The following is a 15939-nucleotide window of genomic DNA, read 5'->3' as shown; positions in this document are numbered from 1 at the left end:
GGCGGGCTCCTATTCTCCGAGGAGGGGCGCGATCTCGGCGTGGACGTCGTCGAGCGGGGACAGGTCACGCCGCGCGCGGCACAGGATGATCGCGCCCTCGATCGCGGCGACGATCAGCGTCGCGAGCCGCTTGGCCCTGGCATCCGGGAAACCGTTGGCGGACAGCACTTCCGCCAGGCTGGTCCGCCACCGCGCGAAGATCTCCCGCACCAGCTCGGCCGCCTCCGGGATGCTCTCCCGGCTGTCGATCGCCAATGCGACGACGGGACAGCCGGCACGGTAGTCGGACCTGGTCAGCGCCCGGCGCCAGAAGCCGACGAGCCGCTCGACGGTCTGCCGGACGTCCCCGTCGGCAACCGAGGCGTCGACCATCGCGGTGATGTAGTCGCCGGCCTGGCGTACCGCGCCGAGGACCAGCTCGTTCCGGCCGCCGGGGAAGTGGTGGTACACGGACCCGCGCGGCGCGCCGCTGTGCGCCAGCACGGCGTCGACCGTGACGCCGGCCGCGCCCCGCTCACGCAGGAGCAGCACGGCGCTGTCCAGCATCCGCTGCTTGGTGTTGCCCGGACTCACGACTCTGGATTATGGCATGAAGCATAGTCGCCGGGCCAGCGCTCGGCCAGGACGAGCAGTGGGACCGGTGGCGTTGTCCCTGGTGGGCGCTGGTAGTAAGTACCACGTGCGGGACTTCCTGACGGGTGTGCGGCTGTTCGGACGCGGGCTGACGATCCTGCTCCGGGCGCCCCGGTTGCTGTGGCTCGGCATGCTGCCGGCGGTGCTGACCACGTTGCTGCTGCTCGGCGGGATGGTCGCACTCGTCTACTGGGCCGACGACCTGGCCGCGTGGGTCACCCCGTTCGCCGACGACTGGGCGGCGGGGCTGCGGTCGGCCGTCCGGCTCGCGGCGGGTGTCGCGCTCGTCGCAGGGGCGCTGGTCGTGGGCGTGATCAGCTTCTCGGCGCTGACGCTGGCCATCGGCGGGCCGTTCTACGAGCACATCGCGGAGAAGGTCGAGGACTACCTGGACGGCCCACCCGTCGAGACGGAGCTGTCGTGGTGGCGCCTGCTGTGGCTGGGCATCCGCGACGGCCTCGCGCTGGTCCTGCGGTCGCTGGTGTACACGGTCCCCCTGCTCGTCGCGGGTTTCGTCCCCGTGGTGGGGCAGACCGTCGTGCCCGTCCTGCTGGCGCTGGTGACCTCGTGGTTCCTCGCGCTGGAACTGGTCGCCGTCTCGTTCTACCGGCGCGGGATGGACCTAGGCCAGCGCCGGGCGATCCTCGCCAAGCGCCGCACGCTGGCCCTCGGGCTCGGCCTGCCCGCCACGCTGCTCTGCATGATCCCGCTCGCCGCCATCGTCGTCATGCCGGTCGCCTTCACCGGCGGCGTGCTCGTCGCCCACGAGGTGCTCGAGTCGCGTGCCTAGGGGAGCTGTTCTCGCCGCGCGCCGACCGATCATCGAGATCGACGTCATCGCCCCCACTCGCCAGGCGGATGACCGGGCGGCACGAGGTCCGCGAGCACCCCGAAGTGGTCGCTCGCCCAGACGCCGTCGACCGGTTCGGTGCCGACGAGGCGGCAGTCGGCGACGTCGAGCAGCGGTCCGTGCGGCCCGCTGCGAACCAGGACGTAGTCGATGCGCCTGCCGCGTTCCAGCGGCATCTGCCCGGCCCGGACCAGCGGGTTGCGTGGCGTGAACGTGTGCCCCGGATCGTCGGGATGCGTTGCCGCCCAGGCGTCCTCGTAACCCACGCTCATCCCGGCCAGGGACTGCCTGCCCGTCAGGAACCGCATGCTGGCCGCGTCCGGCGCGGCGTTGAAGTCGCCCAGCAGCACGACCGGCACGCTCGGACCGGTCAACTCCTCGACGAACCGGGCGGTCGCGACGACCTGCCGCTCTCGCACGGCTTCCAGGTCGAGCTGGAACGTCCCGCGATGGTGGACGACCAGAACCGACCCGAGCGGCGACCGCACCTCGGCGGCGACCGCGGTCGCCCGCAGGGCCCCGATCGGCTCGTCCAGCGTGCTGACCGCCGCCAACTCCCACCGGGTGGCGAGACACTCACCCGAGCCGGGCAGGTCGACGACCGTGAACTCCGGGCCCAGGAGGCCGGCCTCGGCCTCCTGCAACGCGATGACGTCGGCGTTCAGCTCCGGCAGGCGAAGCGCCTTCCGGCGGACCGGCCCGTCCGCGTCACCGGCGGTCAGCACGTTGAAGGTGACCACGCGCATGGTCGGCCGCGGAGACGTCTCGCCAGCCATGTGAGCCCCTACTCGGTCAACAACGTGCAGGGGGTCTTCCCGGGCTTGATCGCGCCGAAACCCCGGACCGATCAGGCCCGCAGGGCTTCCTCCCGGGTGGCGAAGACGGCCAGTGGCGCGGTCAGCCCCGTGATCTCCAGGGGCCGCAGCGTGGCACTACCTGCGGCGACGACCCGCAGCCGGGTGGTGGCGGCCGCGTCGTGTGCCTTCATCAGGGCCGCCAACCCGGCCGAAGCCAGGAAGGTCACCCGAAGCAGGTCGACGACGAGCACGTCCGGCCGCTGGTCGAGCGCGCGAAGCATGGCGGACTCGACCTCGGGCGCGGTCAGCAGATCGACCTCACCGGCGACGACGAGCACGACGGCCTCGCCGGCTCGCACGACCTCCACGGTGACCGTCGAGACGACAGCGGTCTCCGGTCCCTCGGGAACACTCATCGAGCCCTCTCCCTCTCACGGATCCCGATGTCGTGCCGGCGTGGCACCGGTCGGCTCCTCACCACGACACAGTTTACGCGCGAGCCGGCGGACGATCGCCCACGAACCTGAACGGCGACGTGCGCGGTCACCGGGAGGGTCCACGCCACACCGTCCACTCGAGACAGCGGGTGAACCCGCCGGGCCGGGACCCGGCGGGTTCACCCCGACCCCGTTCAGCAGCCGAGACAGCGCACCGCCTGGCCGGTGAAGTCGGCGGTCGTGCCCGCGGCGACCTCGTTGTCCGCCACCGCGTACACGACGGACCTGGAGGGCAGCGTCGGCACGCGGCCGTCGGCGTGGATGATCGCGCCCCCGCCGCCGATGGTCCCCCTGCCGTTGACCGACACCGCTCCGGTATCCACGGCCTCGTGCAGCGTGAAGCCGCCGGTGGCCAGGTTCCACAGCGCCGGCCTGGTCGCGTTGCCCGCGAACACGTTGCCGGCGACCATGCCGCCCTGGATGGCGTCCGCGGTGCCACCCTCGCTGCCGGCGGGCACCGGCAGCGCGTGCGGGATCCCCCTGGCCGGCCACAGGTACGGCGTGCCGGGCGGGTACGGCGACAGGACACCGGCCACCGAGCCGTCCTCGTCGATGCCCGCGGCCAGGGCACCGTTCGGGAGCCCGGCGGGCAGCGGCAGCGCACGCACGGTGCCGGGCCGGTTCGCGGGCCACACGACCGGGCGCCAGCCGTCACCGATGCTGTTGCCGACCACGTCGCCCCGCGAGTTGATGCCGACTGGTGTCGGTGGCGCTGACCGAGGTGCCGGGCCAGGCGGGTGCGGTCCCGTTGCTGTCGCAGGCCCTGCTGGAGACGTGGCGGCGGCGGGAGAACGGCCGGTTGACGCTCGACGGGTACCGCGCCGCCGGCGGGTTGGCGGGACCGGTCGTCGCGGCGGCGGAACGCGTCTACGCCGGCCTGACCCCACACGCCCAGGTGGTGGCACGCGGCGTACTGCTGCGGCTGGTGACCGGCGGCGAGCACGAGGCGCGCCGGCGTGCGCCGCTGTCCGAGGTACTCGCCGCGGGCGACCCGGCCGAGACCGCGACGGTGGTCGACGCGCTGGCCGCCGCGCGGGTCGTGGTGGTCGGCGAGTCGACGGTGGAGCTGGCACACGAGGCGCTGGCCGGCGCGTGGCCGCGGCTACGGGAGTGGCTCACGGCGGACCCCGAGGGCCTGCGCGTGCACCGCGACCTGACCGGCGCCGCGCTGGTGTGGCGGACCCACGACCGGGACCCGGGCACCCTCTACTCCGGTGTCCGCCTGACGATCGCCAGCGCACCCGCCGAACGGCGGTGGTCTCCACGGCGACGGAACGTGAGTTCCTCGACGCCAGCGCGGCACAGGAGAACGGCAACGGATGGCGCCACACCCGCCGTGGCCTCCAGGTCCAGCCGCTCGGCGCGCTGCTGGTCGCCGTCGTGCTCGTCGTCGCGATAGCCGTGGTCCGCGCCTGACCCTCTTCCTCACCCGCCGGCCGACCATGCCGCGGGAGGTGCGCAGGCCGCCGAGACGACCCGCGCACCTCCCGCGGCACTTCTCAGTTGGCGAACGGGTTCGCGTCGATCCCGCAGACCGTGCCCGACGCCGGGAACGTCCCGGAGATCAGGTAGTTCCGCTTGACCTGCTCCGTGCAGGTGCTCGGTGCCAGCATCGACGAGTGCCCGTACCCCTCGGTCACGAACACCCGTGCCCGCGCCAGTTCCGCGGCACCGTCCCGAGCGCCGTGCAGCGGCGTCGACGGGTCGTACCTGTTGTTGATCACCAGGATCTCCGCCGAGGTCCAGCGGTTCCACGGACCCGTGTACCGGTCGGTGTCCTTGGACTGCCAGTAGGCGCAGCTCATCATGTCCAGCACGCCGATCCGGCCGAAGTACGGCACCCGCTGGTCCTCCGACTGCGCGTACCTGCTGTAGACCGCCGGGTCGCGGGGGAAGTCGCTGTCGGTGCACTGGATCGCGTTGAACGCCTCGGTGCGGTTCGAGGTGTACTGCTCGCCCTGGGCGGTCCGCTGCGTGGCGGCGACGGAGTTCCTGGCGTCGTAGAGTCGCTGCAGCAGCGTCGCGATGTCCGGCCAGCCGCTCAGTGACGACAGGTCACCGGCCGTGTTCACGATCGCGGAGTAGGTCCACGTCTCCGGGCCGTCGTCGCCCTGGATCGTGATCGGGCCCTGCTTCGCCCGTGCCATGATCGCGGCCCACTTCGCCGCCGGGTCGCCCGAGGAGAACGCGCAGTCCGACCCGGCCTCGGTGCAGAGCCGCAGGAACTGGCCGAAGGTCTCGGCGATCCCGCGCGGAACATCCTGCCTGGTGTCCAGCGGAACGGTCGTGCCCGTCCCGTCGTGCCCGGTCGCGTTGCCGACGAAGTCCATCGACCCGTCGAACACCATCGCCCGGATCCGGTTCGGAAACAGGTTGGCGTAGACGGCGCCGAGGTGCGTGCCGTACGAGATGCCGTGGTAGGTCAGTTTCTGGTCGCCGACCGCACGTCGCAGCATGTCGAGGTCGCGCGCGGTGTTCGCGGTCGACACGTGCTCGAGGATGTTGCCGGCCTTCTGCTGGCACCGGTCCGCGAGTTCCTTCGAGCTGGCGTAGAACGCGGCCTCACCGCTCGGATCGCCGGGCATCTCGGGGAACGACCCGAAGAACGCCTGCTGGTCGGCGAGGGTGTCGAAACACCGCACGGCCGTGCTCTGCCCGATGCCCCTCGGGTCCCACGACACCACGTCGAACCGGGACCGCAGTTCCGCCGAGAACAGCCACGGCCACTTGCCGCGCTCCCGCAGGCGCTGCAACCCGGAAGCACCGGGACCGCCGAAGTTCACGAACAGCGTGCCGATCTTCTTGGCCTGGTCGGACGCGGGCAGCTTGATCACGGCCAACTCGACCTTGGCCCCGGTGGGCTGGTCGTAGTCCAACGGCACCTCGGCCTTCGCGCACTGGAACCCATCGGCACAGTCGGCCCAGGACAGCTTCGGCGTCACGGCTTCCGCAGCCGAGGCGGCGCCGGCCGAGACCCCCGGCAGGGCGAACGCGGCACACAACATCGTGACCACCGCGCGCCTACCACGACCGGTCAGAACTCTGGACAAGTGGAAATCCTCCGATTCGGCGACGATTCGAGTGAAACCCTCACTCCTCAAACGCGCCGACGCGCTCCCACGTTGCCATCGAAGATCGATTTTCGAGAATCCAGGCCCGGGCAGCACCGACCGATCGCGCTTCCCGCCGGTGCAGACGCATATGGCAGACGTACATGGCGGATGACCGTCCTGCCGCGGCTGAGGGCACCCCAGGCGCGCGAGGGCGGCCGTCACGACACGCGTCACGAAGCGCACCCGAAAAGGCGTCTGAACAGGCCAAACTGTGCGCCCCCGGCAGGACTCGAACCTGCGACCCAAAGCGTCTCAGGAAACTCACAGTGTTGACCCTTCTTAATCGTTTGACCTGCGCATATCAGTGATTAGTCGCGGTGTTGACCGGTGTTGTGACGGGTAGTTTACGGACCATAAGTGGACCACTAGTTCGATCACTGGGCATCCATCAGCGACTCCAGCGCCCCGGCCACGCGGGGGTTGCTCCGCTGCTTCCGTCGGTAGTTCTTCTCGATCACCTCGATGGTGTTGCCGAGCGCGTCGGCGGCGTCCGCCGACGAGAGACCGGAGTCCACGATGTGGGTGGCGGTGGTGTGTCGCAGGATCCGCGACGACACCCATCCGTAGCCGATCTCGGAGCACACCTCCGCGATCCGCTTCGACAGGTTGGACGGGTCCATCCACTGCCCGTTCCATGTCGGAAACAGTGGGCCACCTCCCGACTCGAGTTTGCGGCGGCGCCACATCGGCAGCGCCCATGAAGTGATCGCCGGCTCGACGGCCGGCCTTCCGCCCTTCCGGTTCGGCACGCGTCGCAGGCCTTCGCCCTTCACGCGGATCAGGTGATGATCGGCGACGATCTTGCCCGCGGCGAGGTCGACGCTGTCACCGATGAGAGCGAGCACCTCGCCTGGCCGACATCCGGTGGACAGCTCGGCCACGACGACGTCGGTCAGGTCGACCCATGCCCGCGCCCGCGGGCCGAGTCGGTTCTTCCCGTCGAGCTTCTTGTCGACCCACTCGGTGAGCTTCGCGAGGAAGTCAGCCCGCTGCGCCGGCTCGAGGGCCAGAACCTCCGCTTGGTCGCCTTCGATGGCCTCGGCGGACCGGACTGGATTGGTCCGCATCGCGCCGTGCCGGACTGCGTAGCCGCAGACCTGCGACAGAACGGTGCGCGCCCGCTTCATGCCCGCGGTGCCGGTGGTCCCGCGCTTGTTGCCGCGCGAGCCGGTCGCGCTGGCTGAGGCTCTGCGGATGTCCTTCAGCGTCTCGTCGACCAGGCCGGCGTTGTCCGCTTCACGGCACGCGAGCTCCCCCAGGCGTGGCTTCAGATGGTTGTCGACGGTGTCTCGGTAGTCGTCCAGCGACTTCGGCGCCCGTCTTCCGTTCGCCACCTTCTCGGCGAAGTCGGCGAGCCACAGGTCCATGACGTGGCCGAGCCGGGTGTCTCCGTTGATCTTCTTGCCGGCGACCTCATCGGCGAGGGCCGCCATGTGCTTCTTGAGGGCGCGGATCGCCGGCTTGTCGTTCTCGCCGCTCGCCCGGCGCCGAGGGCGGACGTACCGGCCGTTGCGGAGTCTGAACCGGGCCCGCGCTTCCCACAGTCCGGGTCTGACCTCTCTGGTGTGGATCTCTCCGTAGGTGCCGATGTCTAGGCGCGGTCTCCCGGCCATCGATCTTCTCCATTTCCGAACACCATCTTGTGCAGAGGGTCGCTCGGGTCACGGTGTTCCAGCTCCATCAGCCGTCGCTCGGTGAGTGCCTTGGTTCGCGCAACGTCGTCTCGCAGGTCCTGGACGGAAGCCCTGAGCTTCTTCACTGATCCGACCGTGACCCGCTTGGAGACCTCGAGCTCGAGCTCCAGGTTGCGGATGCGGTGGGAGTTCCAGGCGTCCCAGGCGAGCAGGAGTCCGACGATCACGAACCCGAGTCCCGACCGGAACAACCTTCCCGCGGACGGTCCGTCTTCGGAGGCGGTGAGGAAGAACATCGCGATGGCCGCCCCGGCCGGCACTGCGACGATCGATCCCACCCGCACGGACAAAGGCATCATGAGCAACTCCCCGGTGAGGTGATCGTTTTCCCAGGCAGGAGGTGGCATGACCCTTGTCTACCTATCGAGTGATTGCATTAACAAAAATACCGGCACGTTACCGTTGTGTTACCTTTGCGTGATTTATTACCCCCCGAAAGGGTGACTGTGGACAGTCCATAACGGACAGCATGTGAGCGGTTACACCGACCATTAGGAGTTCTCTGTGGACTGTCGGGCGGCCAAGCGGTCACGTTCTGCATCCACCTGGTGCTGCTTCTGCATCAGGCTGTAGATGTCCTCGGTCAGTGCGATCCCCTTGGTGTCGGGCATCATCACGTTCAGCGATCGCACGGCTTCGGTCAACATGCCGAACTTGACCTTGTCTCGATTGGACGTCTGTCCGTCGCCGTTGGCGACTGACTCCTCGGTGGGGGGTGTCAGCGTTACGGCCTCATCTGACGTGACGACCGGCGGGATCGGTTCGCCGGCCAACACCTCCCACGGTGTGTCCTCGGTCCAACCGGGCACGGCGCGACCGACCGCCTCAAGCACCTTCCGGCCGACCCCGGGCTGCCCTCGGATGACGTTGGCCACGCTGGTCCGGCTGATGCTGGCGTGCTCGGCCAGGTCGTCCCACGTCCACTCCATGGTGTCGCAGGCCCGCTGTACGGCGCGACCGAGGATGTCGCGACTCTCCTGCGTGTAGTCACTCGTCGTCGCCTGGGAAGGGGGCACGAGTGCATTGTCGTGCATTGCAGTGCATGTGACCACCTGTCGTATTCGGTTGCTCAACGATCGCCTGTCCCCCCGCCACCCAGTTCCGCTCATGCAATGCACTGTAATGCACTGACATGCACAACCACAACCCGTAGTTGAGTGCACTGAAGTCTGTTAGTAGTTGACATTGAGTGCAGCAGAGTGCAGAGTAGTGCGCATGCCACCAGTTCCGGGTTATCGGTGGAAGGCCCTCCGGGAGAACCGAGACGCCGACCAGGCCACCGTCGCCAAGGCGCTCGACCTCGCCAAGCGCACGTACCAGAACATCGAGACCAACCCCCGTCACATCGCCTCGAGGCGAGTGATCCTGCGCGCCGCTCGCTACTTCCGCTGCAGCGAGGAGTACCTCAACGGCGAATCCGACGTCCCGGGCAAGCCGCCAGAGGAGCAGCTGGCCCCGCCTGAGCCCGACCGCTCAGACCCGCCGCAGGCCGAACTGGTCGAGACGTCATGAGCGCGGCCATCGTCGAAGCGATCGAGCAGCTGAAGAGCGAAGTGAAGGCACTGAAGAAGGCGGGCCGCATGCCGGAACGCATGGCGTACCGCCCGCGCGAGGTCGCCGCGCTGACCGGCCTCAGATACGAGGTCGTGCTCGAACTCATCCACGCCGGCGAGCTACAGGCGATCACCGTCGGCCGGCTCCACGTGGTGCCGCACGCGTCGGTACTCGCGTTTCTCGCCCGGACCGGCGACACCGTGCAGCTCGGCGAGTGACCGAGCGGGGGAGACCTGTGACCCCAGAAGTGATCAACAAACAAAAGTGCGGGCCGGCGCTGGAATCGCCGACCCGCGTGACCCAAGGAGACGAGACCTCCCATGGCCGAGACCAAGGGTACCGACCCGATCGACGAAAGGGTGCCGACGCCCGCCGAGGTGGCCGAGGACGAGCGCTTCATCGACGCGTTCGCGCCCGCGGCTCGCGCCGCGCTCACCGATGACGAGGAGGTCTGACGTGGACGCCTACAACGAGACCACTCCGCGTCAGCTGCTCTCGGTGCTGCAGGGTCACCTCAACCGTCACCCGCACCTCGACGCCACGATGTCCGGGATCACCGTGTCGTTCGGCGAGCTGAAGCTGCAGCCGTACCCGTTCGGGGACGGGGACTTCCTGGCGATGTTGGCCGCGTGGGCGCTGACGCTCGCCGGCACCTCGGTGCGCGTGAACTCCGTTTCCTCGGAGGGCGGGTCGCACGTGTACCTGTTCGGGCAGATGACCGACGACGTGCAGGTCAAGGTTGTCGCGGTCCTGGGGCCGAACGAGACCGACTCCCTGGCGGCGCACATCCCAATCCGGGAGGGCGAGGCGTTCCCCGTCGAGCTGCTGTTGCGGCTCACCTCGCACGTCAACGCCGAGCAGGCGGTCGTGAAGCCGGGCCCTGAGCTGCGACCGGCCCAGAGCAACTCCCCGGACCCCGTGCTCGACAACATCGACGAGGCGGTGTCCCGGTGATCGCGGCGATGGTGCGCCAGTTCCCGGAGGACTACGCGGTGGGGCTCTGGGTCGTCGGCCTGGTGGCGCTGCTGCTGTTCGTGGCGGGCGCGTTGGCGGCGTGGGGTCGCGGGGGCGGTGGTCGTCGTGGTTGACGTTCCCGCGTGGCTGAAGCGCTACGAGGACGAGCAGATCGAGCGCGGCACGCCGAAGCCGAAGCCGGAGCCGCCGAGCACGGGGGCTTGCGCGCTGACCGGTGGCGAGTGCCCGACTGCCGAGAGCGAGGTGGCGAGATGTCAGGCGTGCTGAGTGACCTTGTGGTGCTCGTCTTGCCGGCAACGAACGACGGCACGGTGGTGCGCTGGTACCGGGACCTGCTCTCGGCGCGGAACGGCAACGCGATCGCGACCGCGTCCCGGAGCGGGGTGACGGTGGCGTTCGCCCCGCGGTACGTCGCCGACGCGGCCTATGAGGCGTACCAGGTCCTGGCCGCCGACCGGGACGCGGACGTGTCGTATCTGGCGACGCACACGCGGGCAGGCGGGTTCCTCGGCGCCGAGCTGGTGCCGGTCGCCGAGACCGCGCCCGTCGAGGAGAAGCCCGCGTTCCGGATCACGATCGCTGACCGGTTCGGAGGTGCTCCCCGATGACCGAGGTGATGAGCGGCGACCTCGCCGACGTCCCGGCGCCGGTGAATATGAGGCGGGTGCTGCCGGCCGTGGAGATGCGGGGCGTGGTGGCCGGCATCGAGCACGTGCTGGCGGAGGCGCCGGCGGGCCGTGAGGCGGTGTTCGTGGCGCACTACCTGGCGCCCACGTTGGCCGAGCAGGCGCACGACCTAGCGGACGCGCGGCTGCAGCTGGGGCAGGCCGGCGCCGCGCTGGCCAAGGCGATGGCGACGTCGATGGAGGTGGCGGCTCAGGCCGCCTGGGTGGCCGGGCTGGCGCACGCCAGGGCGGTGGTGGCGCACCGTCTGCGCACCGAGCTGTGGGAGGCGCTGCCGGACGCCGAGCGGTTCCGGACGCTGACCGAGCAGCGGTGTCCGGTGGGCCTGCACACGGGCTGGTACGCCCCGTCGAACGGTGTCCAGCACCGGTGCCCGTGGTGCCAGATCGACCAGCTGTCGGGGCAGGTCGAGCCCGACCGTGCGCCGGCGGAGCCGCTCGACGAGGACGCGTTGGAACGCGCCCTGATCGCGCCGGGCCCGGATGGTGAGTGCCCGGCGCACGGCCCGCACCCGCACGCCCAGCTGAAGTGCCTGGACTGCGTGGCCTGCCAGGACGGCGCGGCGGACTCGGATGAGCACCCGGCCCCGACGCCGCTGCCGTGCGAAGTGGACGGCTGCACGTACTACGCGATCGACGCCGTCGACCTCTGCCAGCACGAGGCGCTGGCCCACCAGGCCGGTGGGTCGTGACCCCGGGCGCGCGGGCGACCGCGTTGCTGGTGGCGGCGGTCGTGGCCGTGGTGGCGTTCGTCGTGGCGGCTGTGGCCGCACACCACCTCGCGGCCCGCGTGCCGGAGCCGGCGCCGCGGCACCGGCTGGTCACGCGCCACCGGCGGCCGCCGCGGCGCGAGTGGCTGGCGTGGACGGTCAGCACGGTCGCCCGCTGGTACTGCCGCGAGGACGGCGGCCCGAAGTCCGGCGTGCTGCTGGCCTCGCTGTTCGTCGCGTTCTCTTTCCTGATTGGAGCGAGTCAGTGAGCGGCACGGAGTACTGGCGGGCGCCGGAGGTCGAGAAGATCGCCCGGAAGTTGATCGGCAAGCACCACGAGCACCTGAACCGGCACGACGTGCGGGTGCGGTGCCTGTTCCGCGATCCGGCGGCCCGCTCGCACGGCCGGCTGGTCTACGGGAAGGCGTCCAAGGTCTCGGGGCGTACCGCCTACCTGGTCGGCCTGGAGCACAACGACCGGCTGGACGACGACGGCCCGGTCGACTTCTTCCTGATCGAGATCGCCTACGACCCGTGGCAGGGCTTGACCGAGCGCCAGCGGATCGCGCTGGTCGACCACGAGTTGTGCCACCTCGAGGTCGAACTCCCTGAGGACAGCGACAAGGACCGCACGCTGTCGCTGCGCGGGCACGACTTGGAGGAGTTCACCGAGGTCGTGAAGCGCCACGGGTTGTGGCGCCCGTCGGTGGCCGAGTTCACCCAGGTGGCCAAGAGCGCGCAGCTGGCGTTCCCCATCGACGCCGGCTCGGCCGGCGACGTACTGCGCACCGGCACCGGCCTGCTCGTCGGCCGGTCGGGCGCGTCGGCGAGCACCGAGCGCGTCGACCTCGACGACGACCAGGACGGTGCCGAGTGAGCTACGAGTCCCGCGCCTACGACAAGCCGAACACGGACGGCTTCCCGCCGGACCCGGTGGTGGTGCTGGTGGTCGAGGGCGCCCACGACGTGTCCCGGTTGATCAACCTGTTCGCCGGCGGCTCGCCGCTCATCGAGCAGCTGCAGGTCGGCAAGCGGATCCGTAACCAGGTGCGCCGACACAACGCCGGCCGCGCCGCGCTGGAGTTGTTGGCCGCGCACGGTGGGCCGGACTTCACCATTGAGGACGGTGCCTGATGCCGCGCCTGATGTCGGTGGCATTCACCGAGGACGCTGTTCGCGCCCGGACGAAGACGGTCACGCGTCGGCTCGGTTGGCGGAACCTGAAGCCGGGTGACCGGTTGACGTTGTGCCGCAAGGTGATGGGCCGCAGGAAGGGCGAGCCGCTGGAGCGGATCGTGGACGTCGAGGTGGTCAGCGTCCGTCGCGAGAGCCTCAGCGAGATCACCCCGGATGAGGTGGCTCGCGAGGGCTTCCCGGGTATGGGCTGCGGCGAGTTCATTCTCAACTTCTTCACCCGCGCGCAGCGCATCCAGTCCCACGAAGAGGTCACGCGCATCGAGTGGCGCTACCTCGACGGTGAGGGTGGTGATCGATGATGCAGTGGCAGATCGAGCCGATGGCGTCGTGGCCCTATCGGGATACGGCCGGCAGTCGGAAGACCAACCCGTTCCGCGCAAAGTTCGACGACACGTTGCGGCTCCTCGAGGACGAGCTGGAGCACCTCGGTGTCGTCGGTGCGGTCGCGGTGCGGGTCGTCGCCCGCGCGGCCGACGTCCGTCGCGACGGGATGCTGCGGGCAAGGGCGCAGGTGCTGCACCCCGGTGTCGCCCTGTCGTTCCGCTCGTCGACGGCCGGTGACCTGACCTACCCGTGCGACCAGTTCCAGGGCCGCTGGTACGCGGATGTCGACTGGCAGGTGAACCTGCGCGCGATCGCGCTGGGCCTCGAGGCGCTGCGCAAGCTCGACCGGTACGGCATCGCCGGCCGGGGCGAGCAGTACGCGGGCTGGCGGGCGATCGAGGCCTCGCCGTCCAAGCCGGCGTTCGCGTCGGCGCACGAGGCGCGCGAGTGGTTGCGCAGTCTGGTGTCCGCTGAGGACGGGGTGAACGACGCATCGCTGCTGCGGCTCGGCGCCCGTGAGGTGCACCCGGACCGCAACGGCGGCAGGCGCGACCTGTGGGACCTCTACGACGCCGCGCGTCAGCTCATCGAGGGCGGTGGTCGGTGATGGCGATCAGGCTGTCGACGTACTGCCGCTGCGGCGGCGAGCTGATCGTCTCCTCGTCCTCGTTGGAAACGGCCTTGGGCATCGAGCGGCTGTTCAAGGAGGAGCACGACGGGGACGGACATGAGCTGTTCTCGGACAGGGTCGAGGCCGCGCAGGCTCGCCGGCGGGCGGTCTCGTCATGAACCGACGCAAGGGTCTTGTGCGGAAGGTCGCGCTGCGGCAGACGGTGCCTCTGACGCGACGAGTGGGGCTGCAGCGGAAGGCGGGGCTGAAGTCGCGGGCGATCAAGGCGTCCCGGCCGAAGGTGTCGTCGGAGGAGCGTGCCGGCAAGAAGGTCGCCCGGGCTCGCTCGGGTGGCATTTGCGAGGCGTGCGGGGAGCGCCGGGCGGCGCACTGGCACCACCGCGTGAACAAGGGCCAGGGCGGTGGCTGGGCACCGCAGAACGGCATGCACGTCTGCGTCGAGTGCCACGCCTGGATCGGCGACTACCCGAACAGCGCCGGAGTGCTCGGCTGGCACCTAAAGCCCAATGCAGACCCGGCCGTCGAACCGCTGCGTTACCGAGGCCTGTGGGTGGTCCTACGTCCGGACGACCAGCCGCCGACCCCTACCCCCATTCCCGAGAAGCGCCGCGGTCTCGCGGCCAACCTGGACCGCATCAGGAGTGCAGCATGACCCGCCCCTTCGACATCGAGAACGGGTTGACCGTGTGCGCCGAGGCGCGGGCGATGGATGACCCGATCATGGTCGAGACGGCCCGGCTGGCGGACAAGATCGCCGACGGGTTCCGCGCGGACTTCGACATGACGCTGGACATGGAGACGGTCGGTAAGGCGTTGGTGGTCGCCGCGGCGTCGGTGATGGATCTGGCCGCAGGCGGGCAGACGCCGGCAACCGTGATCACGAACATGATCGGGTTGGCTGGCGAGAACTTGGTCCGCACCGCGCGGGCCCGCGCCGCCGAGGTCGACGTAGACGACCAGCTGGCGCAGCGGCTCGACGCCGCGCTCGCGGATCCGAAGTGGTTCGAGCACGTGCTCACCTGGCACCCGGTCGGCGCCCCGGACGACGCCCCCGGGGTGGAGATCCCGCTGTACGAGCACATCACGTTGCCGGACGGGGTCGGCGAGCTGCGGTCGCACACGCGGGAAGTGGTCGAGGGCGGCGACGAGGACTCGCTGGGGAACCCCGCGGCTCAGCTGGTGGTCGACTTCTTGGGCATCGCCGGCGTCAGCGTCACCGCGGAGCAGGCGGCTGGTTGGTCGAGGGAGCAGCGCAAGCAGGCCGTGCAGTGGGCTGCGGCGACGCACCTGAGCGCGAGCGACAACGACGACGTCGAGGTGCCGCTGCGGCCCGCATTCCTGTCGGAGGTGTCCGGTGGCTGACCTCGTCTACGGCCCGCACTGCAACCACGACGACCTGTGCTCCATGTTCGGCTGCGACCAGCGCGGGCACATCGACTCCGCGTGCAAGAACCAGGCCACGTGCCCGTTCTGCCACCCGGCGAAGCCGTGTCCGATGGACAGCAGCGTCTCGGCGGCCGACTGTCCGGACTGCCGGGTCGAACACGGCGACGTTGCGACGCCGCCGCCGGCGGACGGTGGCGTGGTCTCGCCGGCCGGTCCGGTCAAGCACGAGGAGTACTGCGACCGTGGCGACGACTGCGTGGAGTGCGGCGGTTGCGACTGCGGCCTGAACGAGCGCGTCTGCGAAGGCCCGGGCTGTCAGTCGGTCGACGACCACGACCAATGGATGGACGAGAACGGCGACCGCGAGGGGTGCTCGTATGGCTGCCACTGAGCGGGAGCCGGGCAGGTTCACCATCGGCGAGGATGAGGCGGTCGCCGAGTGGTGGTGCACGGTTGAGAGCGAGTCGGATCCGGACGATCCGTGGCAGGGGTGGGTGACCGCGGTCTCGGACGCTCGCCGGGGCGTGATCCGCATGGAGCACGCCGACGGCGAGTTCACTCCGGCCGAGGCCCGAAAGCTCGCGGACGCGCTGCGGCAGGCCGCCAATCACGCCGAGCACTTCGGCAGGGTGGCCGGCGCGTTCCTCTTCGGCCTGACGATGGGCGGCCACTTCCCGGAGATCGACCACCTGCCGACCGAGCAGCAGCGCGCGATCCGCGACGCGTTGCGGAAGGCCGGCGATCGGTACCGCGAGTCCTACTCGGAGACGGAGTCGTGGGCGGGCCGGTCGCGTGAGGACGGTGCCGCGGCCGGTACGCCCAACCACGGTTGCCCGTACACGCATGCCCATACCCGCGACTGGTGTGGCCGGCCCTTCTGCCGGGAGTCGTGATG

The 15939-nt window shown here is 70.0% G+C and carries 28 protein-coding genes; 20 read left to right on the top strand and 8 right to left on the bottom strand.

From position 1 onward, the window contains the following. Nucleotides 1-9: 9 nt before the first annotated feature. The gene (locus VET29_RS40915; RefSeq protein WP_324931836.1) at nt 10-573 is read right to left on the bottom strand and encodes a TetR/AcrR family transcriptional regulator; all 564 of its coding nucleotides are present in this window, start codon (nt 571-573) and stop codon (nt 10-12) included. A gap of 106 nt (nt 574-679) precedes the next feature. On the opposite strand from VET29_RS40915, the gene VET29_RS40910 reads away from it, so the two are divergent. Next, nucleotides 680-1423, top strand: a complete 744-nt coding sequence (locus VET29_RS40910; protein ID WP_324932091.1) for an EI24 domain-containing protein — start codon at nt 680-682, stop codon at nt 1421-1423. A gap of 44 nt (nt 1424-1467) precedes the next feature. Here VET29_RS40910 and VET29_RS40905 read toward each other — a convergent pair whose 3' ends face one another. The 3 genes from VET29_RS40905 to VET29_RS40895 form a co-directional block, all read right to left on the bottom strand. Next, nucleotides 1468-2259, bottom strand: coding sequence for an endonuclease/exonuclease/phosphatase family protein (locus VET29_RS40905; RefSeq protein ID WP_324931833.1), 792 nt, complete (start codon nt 2257-2259; stop codon nt 1468-1470). Between the two features lie 71 nt (nt 2260-2330). Beyond that, the gene (locus VET29_RS40900; RefSeq protein WP_324931830.1) at nt 2331-2696 is read right to left on the bottom strand and encodes an STAS domain-containing protein; all 366 of its coding nucleotides are present in this window, start codon (nt 2694-2696) and stop codon (nt 2331-2333) included. Nucleotides 2697-2911: 215 nt separating this feature from the next. Further along, complete coding sequence (locus VET29_RS40895; protein ID WP_324931827.1) at nt 2912-3451, bottom strand: hypothetical protein; 540 nt, start codon at nt 3449-3451, stop codon at nt 2912-2914. Between the two features lie 32 nt (nt 3452-3483). Here VET29_RS40895 and VET29_RS40890 point away from each other — a divergent pair, with 32 nt between their 5' ends. After that, on the top strand, nt 3484-4176 hold the full coding sequence (locus VET29_RS40890; RefSeq protein WP_324931825.1) for a hypothetical protein: 693 nt from the start codon (nt 3484-3486) through the stop codon (nt 4174-4176). 100 nt (nt 4177-4276) lie between these two features. On the opposite strand, the gene VET29_RS40885 is transcribed toward VET29_RS40890, so the two are convergent. The 4 genes from VET29_RS40885 to VET29_RS40870 form a co-directional block, all read right to left on the bottom strand. Next, nucleotides 4277-5782 carry an alpha/beta hydrolase gene (locus VET29_RS40885; protein WP_414636742.1) on the bottom strand — a complete coding sequence of 502 codons (1506 nt, stop codon included), beginning with the start codon at nt 5780-5782 and terminating at the stop codon, nt 4277-4279. Nucleotides 5783-6264: 482 nt separating this feature from the next. Next, nucleotides 6265-7503: a hypothetical protein gene (locus VET29_RS40880; RefSeq protein WP_324931819.1), complete on the bottom strand. Its 1239-nt coding sequence runs from the start codon at nt 7501-7503 to the stop codon at nt 6265-6267. Further along, complete coding sequence (locus VET29_RS40875) at nt 7482-7883, bottom strand: hypothetical protein (RefSeq protein WP_324931816.1); 402 nt, start codon at nt 7881-7883, stop codon at nt 7482-7484. The genes VET29_RS40880 and VET29_RS40875 overlap by 22 nt, the downstream gene beginning before the upstream one ends. A 192-nt stretch (nt 7884-8075) precedes the next feature. Continuing rightward, entirely contained in the window at nt 8076-8513 is a 438-nt protein-coding gene (locus VET29_RS40870; protein ID WP_324931813.1) for a hypothetical protein, read from the bottom strand. Nucleotides 8514-8799: 286 nt separating this feature from the next. Here VET29_RS40870 and VET29_RS40865 point away from each other — a divergent pair, with 286 nt between their 5' ends. The 18 genes from VET29_RS40865 to VET29_RS40780 all read left to right on the top strand — a co-directional run bounded on the left by VET29_RS40865 (nt 8800) and on the right by VET29_RS40780 (nt 15937). After that, nucleotides 8800-9096, top strand: a complete 297-nt coding sequence (locus tag VET29_RS40865; protein ID WP_324931810.1) for a helix-turn-helix transcriptional regulator — start codon at nt 8800-8802, stop codon at nt 9094-9096. Beyond that, nucleotides 9093-9356: a helix-turn-helix domain-containing protein gene (locus tag VET29_RS40860; RefSeq protein ID WP_324931807.1), complete on the top strand. Its 264-nt coding sequence runs from the start codon at nt 9093-9095 to the stop codon at nt 9354-9356. Before VET29_RS40865 ends, VET29_RS40860 begins: the two co-directional genes overlap by 4 nt. A gap of 102 nt (nt 9357-9458) precedes the next feature. Beyond that, nucleotides 9459-9593 (top strand): hypothetical protein, encoded by a 135-nt coding sequence (locus VET29_RS40855; RefSeq protein WP_324931804.1) that lies wholly within the window; start codon nt 9459-9461, stop codon nt 9591-9593. 1 nt (nt 9594) lies between these two features. Then, the gene (locus tag VET29_RS40850) at nt 9595-10092 is read left to right on the top strand and encodes a hypothetical protein (protein ID WP_324931800.1); all 498 of its coding nucleotides are present in this window, start codon (nt 9595-9597) and stop codon (nt 10090-10092) included. Continuing rightward, entirely contained in the window at nt 10089-10226 is a 138-nt protein-coding gene (locus tag VET29_RS40845; protein WP_324931797.1) for a hypothetical protein, read from the top strand. The genes VET29_RS40850 and VET29_RS40845 overlap by 4 nt, the downstream gene beginning before the upstream one ends. Further along, nucleotides 10219-10380 (top strand): hypothetical protein, encoded by a 162-nt coding sequence (locus tag VET29_RS40840; protein ID WP_324931794.1) that lies wholly within the window; start codon nt 10219-10221, stop codon nt 10378-10380. Before VET29_RS40845 ends, VET29_RS40840 begins: the two co-directional genes overlap by 8 nt. After that, a complete protein-coding gene (locus VET29_RS40835; RefSeq protein ID WP_324931791.1) occupies nt 10374-10721 on the top strand; it encodes a hypothetical protein in 348 nt (115 codons plus the stop codon). The genes VET29_RS40840 and VET29_RS40835 overlap by 7 nt, the downstream gene beginning before the upstream one ends. Beyond that, nucleotides 10718-11488, top strand: a complete 771-nt coding sequence (locus VET29_RS40830; RefSeq protein ID WP_324931788.1) for a hypothetical protein — start codon at nt 10718-10720, stop codon at nt 11486-11488. The genes VET29_RS40835 and VET29_RS40830 overlap by 4 nt, the downstream gene beginning before the upstream one ends. Continuing rightward, nucleotides 11485-11775: a hypothetical protein gene (locus VET29_RS40825; RefSeq protein WP_324931785.1), complete on the top strand. Its 291-nt coding sequence runs from the start codon at nt 11485-11487 to the stop codon at nt 11773-11775. Before VET29_RS40830 ends, VET29_RS40825 begins: the two co-directional genes overlap by 4 nt. Continuing rightward, nucleotides 11772-12383, top strand: coding sequence for a putative metallopeptidase (locus VET29_RS40820; RefSeq protein ID WP_324931782.1), 612 nt, complete (start codon nt 11772-11774; stop codon nt 12381-12383). The genes VET29_RS40825 and VET29_RS40820 overlap by 4 nt, the downstream gene beginning before the upstream one ends. After that, nucleotides 12380-12640: a hypothetical protein gene (locus VET29_RS40815; RefSeq protein WP_324931779.1), complete on the top strand. Its 261-nt coding sequence runs from the start codon at nt 12380-12382 to the stop codon at nt 12638-12640. Before VET29_RS40820 ends, VET29_RS40815 begins: the two co-directional genes overlap by 4 nt. Next, complete coding sequence (locus VET29_RS40810) at nt 12640-13002, top strand: hypothetical protein (protein ID WP_324931776.1); 363 nt, start codon at nt 12640-12642, stop codon at nt 13000-13002. Before VET29_RS40815 ends, VET29_RS40810 begins: the two co-directional genes overlap by 1 nt. Next, complete coding sequence (locus VET29_RS40805; protein ID WP_324931773.1) at nt 12999-13634, top strand: hypothetical protein; 636 nt, start codon at nt 12999-13001, stop codon at nt 13632-13634. The genes VET29_RS40810 and VET29_RS40805 overlap by 4 nt, the downstream gene beginning before the upstream one ends. Then, nucleotides 13634-13816 carry a hypothetical protein gene (locus tag VET29_RS40800; protein WP_324931769.1) on the top strand — a complete coding sequence of 61 codons (183 nt, stop codon included), beginning with the start codon at nt 13634-13636 and terminating at the stop codon, nt 13814-13816. Before VET29_RS40805 ends, VET29_RS40800 begins: the two co-directional genes overlap by 1 nt. Continuing rightward, a complete protein-coding gene (locus VET29_RS40795) occupies nt 13813-14310 on the top strand; it encodes a hypothetical protein (RefSeq protein WP_324931767.1) in 498 nt (165 codons plus the stop codon). The genes VET29_RS40800 and VET29_RS40795 overlap by 4 nt, the downstream gene beginning before the upstream one ends. Beyond that, the gene (locus VET29_RS40790) at nt 14307-15020 is read left to right on the top strand and encodes a hypothetical protein (RefSeq protein ID WP_324931764.1); all 714 of its coding nucleotides are present in this window, start codon (nt 14307-14309) and stop codon (nt 15018-15020) included. The genes VET29_RS40795 and VET29_RS40790 overlap by 4 nt, the downstream gene beginning before the upstream one ends. Continuing rightward, nucleotides 15013-15435 (top strand): hypothetical protein, encoded by a 423-nt coding sequence (locus tag VET29_RS40785; RefSeq protein ID WP_324931761.1) that lies wholly within the window; start codon nt 15013-15015, stop codon nt 15433-15435. The genes VET29_RS40790 and VET29_RS40785 overlap by 8 nt, the downstream gene beginning before the upstream one ends. Next, nucleotides 15422-15937: a hypothetical protein gene (locus tag VET29_RS40780; RefSeq protein WP_324931758.1), complete on the top strand. Its 516-nt coding sequence runs from the start codon at nt 15422-15424 to the stop codon at nt 15935-15937. Before VET29_RS40785 ends, VET29_RS40780 begins: the two co-directional genes overlap by 14 nt. Nucleotides 15938-15939: the final 2 nt, after the last annotated feature.

The sequence above is a fragment of the Actinophytocola sp. genome (assembly GCF_035634895.1).
Lineage (GTDB): Bacteria > Actinomycetota > Actinomycetes > Mycobacteriales > Pseudonocardiaceae > Actinophytocola.
This window is presented reverse-complemented; position numbering and strand designations above follow the sequence as displayed.

What these genes read in the sequence shown, in the direction of transcription:
- VET29_RS40855 (WP_324931804.1), top strand. Translation starts at nt 9,459, where the DNA reads ATGGCCGAGACCAAGGGTACCGACCCGATCGACGAAAGGGTGCCGACG.
- VET29_RS40885 (WP_414636742.1), bottom strand. Translation starts at nt 5,782, where the DNA reads ATGTTGTGTGCCGCGTTCGCCCTGCCGGGGGTCTCGGCCGGCGCCGCC.
- VET29_RS40865 (WP_324931810.1), top strand. Translation starts at nt 8,800, where the DNA reads ATGCCACCAGTTCCGGGTTATCGGTGGAAGGCCCTCCGGGAGAACCGA.
- VET29_RS40830 (WP_324931788.1), top strand. Translation starts at nt 10,718, where the DNA reads ATGACCGAGGTGATGAGCGGCGACCTCGCCGACGTCCCGGCGCCGGTG.
- VET29_RS40905 (WP_324931833.1), bottom strand. Translation starts at nt 2,259, where the DNA reads ATGGCTGGCGAGACGTCTCCGCGGCCGACCATGCGCGTGGTCACCTTC.
- VET29_RS40880 (WP_324931819.1), bottom strand. Translation starts at nt 7,503, where the DNA reads ATGGCCGGGAGACCGCGCCTAGACATCGGCACCTACGGAGAGATCCAC.
- VET29_RS40790 (WP_324931764.1), top strand. Translation starts at nt 14,307, where the DNA reads ATGACCCGCCCCTTCGACATCGAGAACGGGTTGACCGTGTGCGCCGAG.
- VET29_RS40875 (WP_324931816.1), bottom strand. Translation starts at nt 7,883, where the DNA reads ATGATGCCTTTGTCCGTGCGGGTGGGATCGATCGTCGCAGTGCCGGCC.
- VET29_RS40860 (WP_324931807.1), top strand. Translation starts at nt 9,093, where the DNA reads ATGAGCGCGGCCATCGTCGAAGCGATCGAGCAGCTGAAGAGCGAAGTG.
- VET29_RS40900 (WP_324931830.1), bottom strand. Translation starts at nt 2,696, where the DNA reads ATGAGTGTTCCCGAGGGACCGGAGACCGCTGTCGTCTCGACGGTCACC.
- VET29_RS40795 (WP_324931767.1), top strand. Translation starts at nt 13,813, where the DNA reads ATGAACCGACGCAAGGGTCTTGTGCGGAAGGTCGCGCTGCGGCAGACG.
- VET29_RS40780 (WP_324931758.1), top strand. Translation starts at nt 15,422, where the DNA reads ATGGCTGCCACTGAGCGGGAGCCGGGCAGGTTCACCATCGGCGAGGAT.
- VET29_RS40800 (WP_324931769.1), top strand. Translation starts at nt 13,634, where the DNA reads ATGGCGATCAGGCTGTCGACGTACTGCCGCTGCGGCGGCGAGCTGATC.
- VET29_RS40870 (WP_324931813.1), bottom strand. Translation starts at nt 8,513, where the DNA reads ATGGAGTGGACGTGGGACGACCTGGCCGAGCACGCCAGCATCAGCCGG.
- VET29_RS40805 (WP_324931773.1), top strand. Translation starts at nt 12,999, where the DNA reads ATGATGCAGTGGCAGATCGAGCCGATGGCGTCGTGGCCCTATCGGGAT.
- VET29_RS40810 (WP_324931776.1), top strand. Translation starts at nt 12,640, where the DNA reads ATGCCGCGCCTGATGTCGGTGGCATTCACCGAGGACGCTGTTCGCGCC.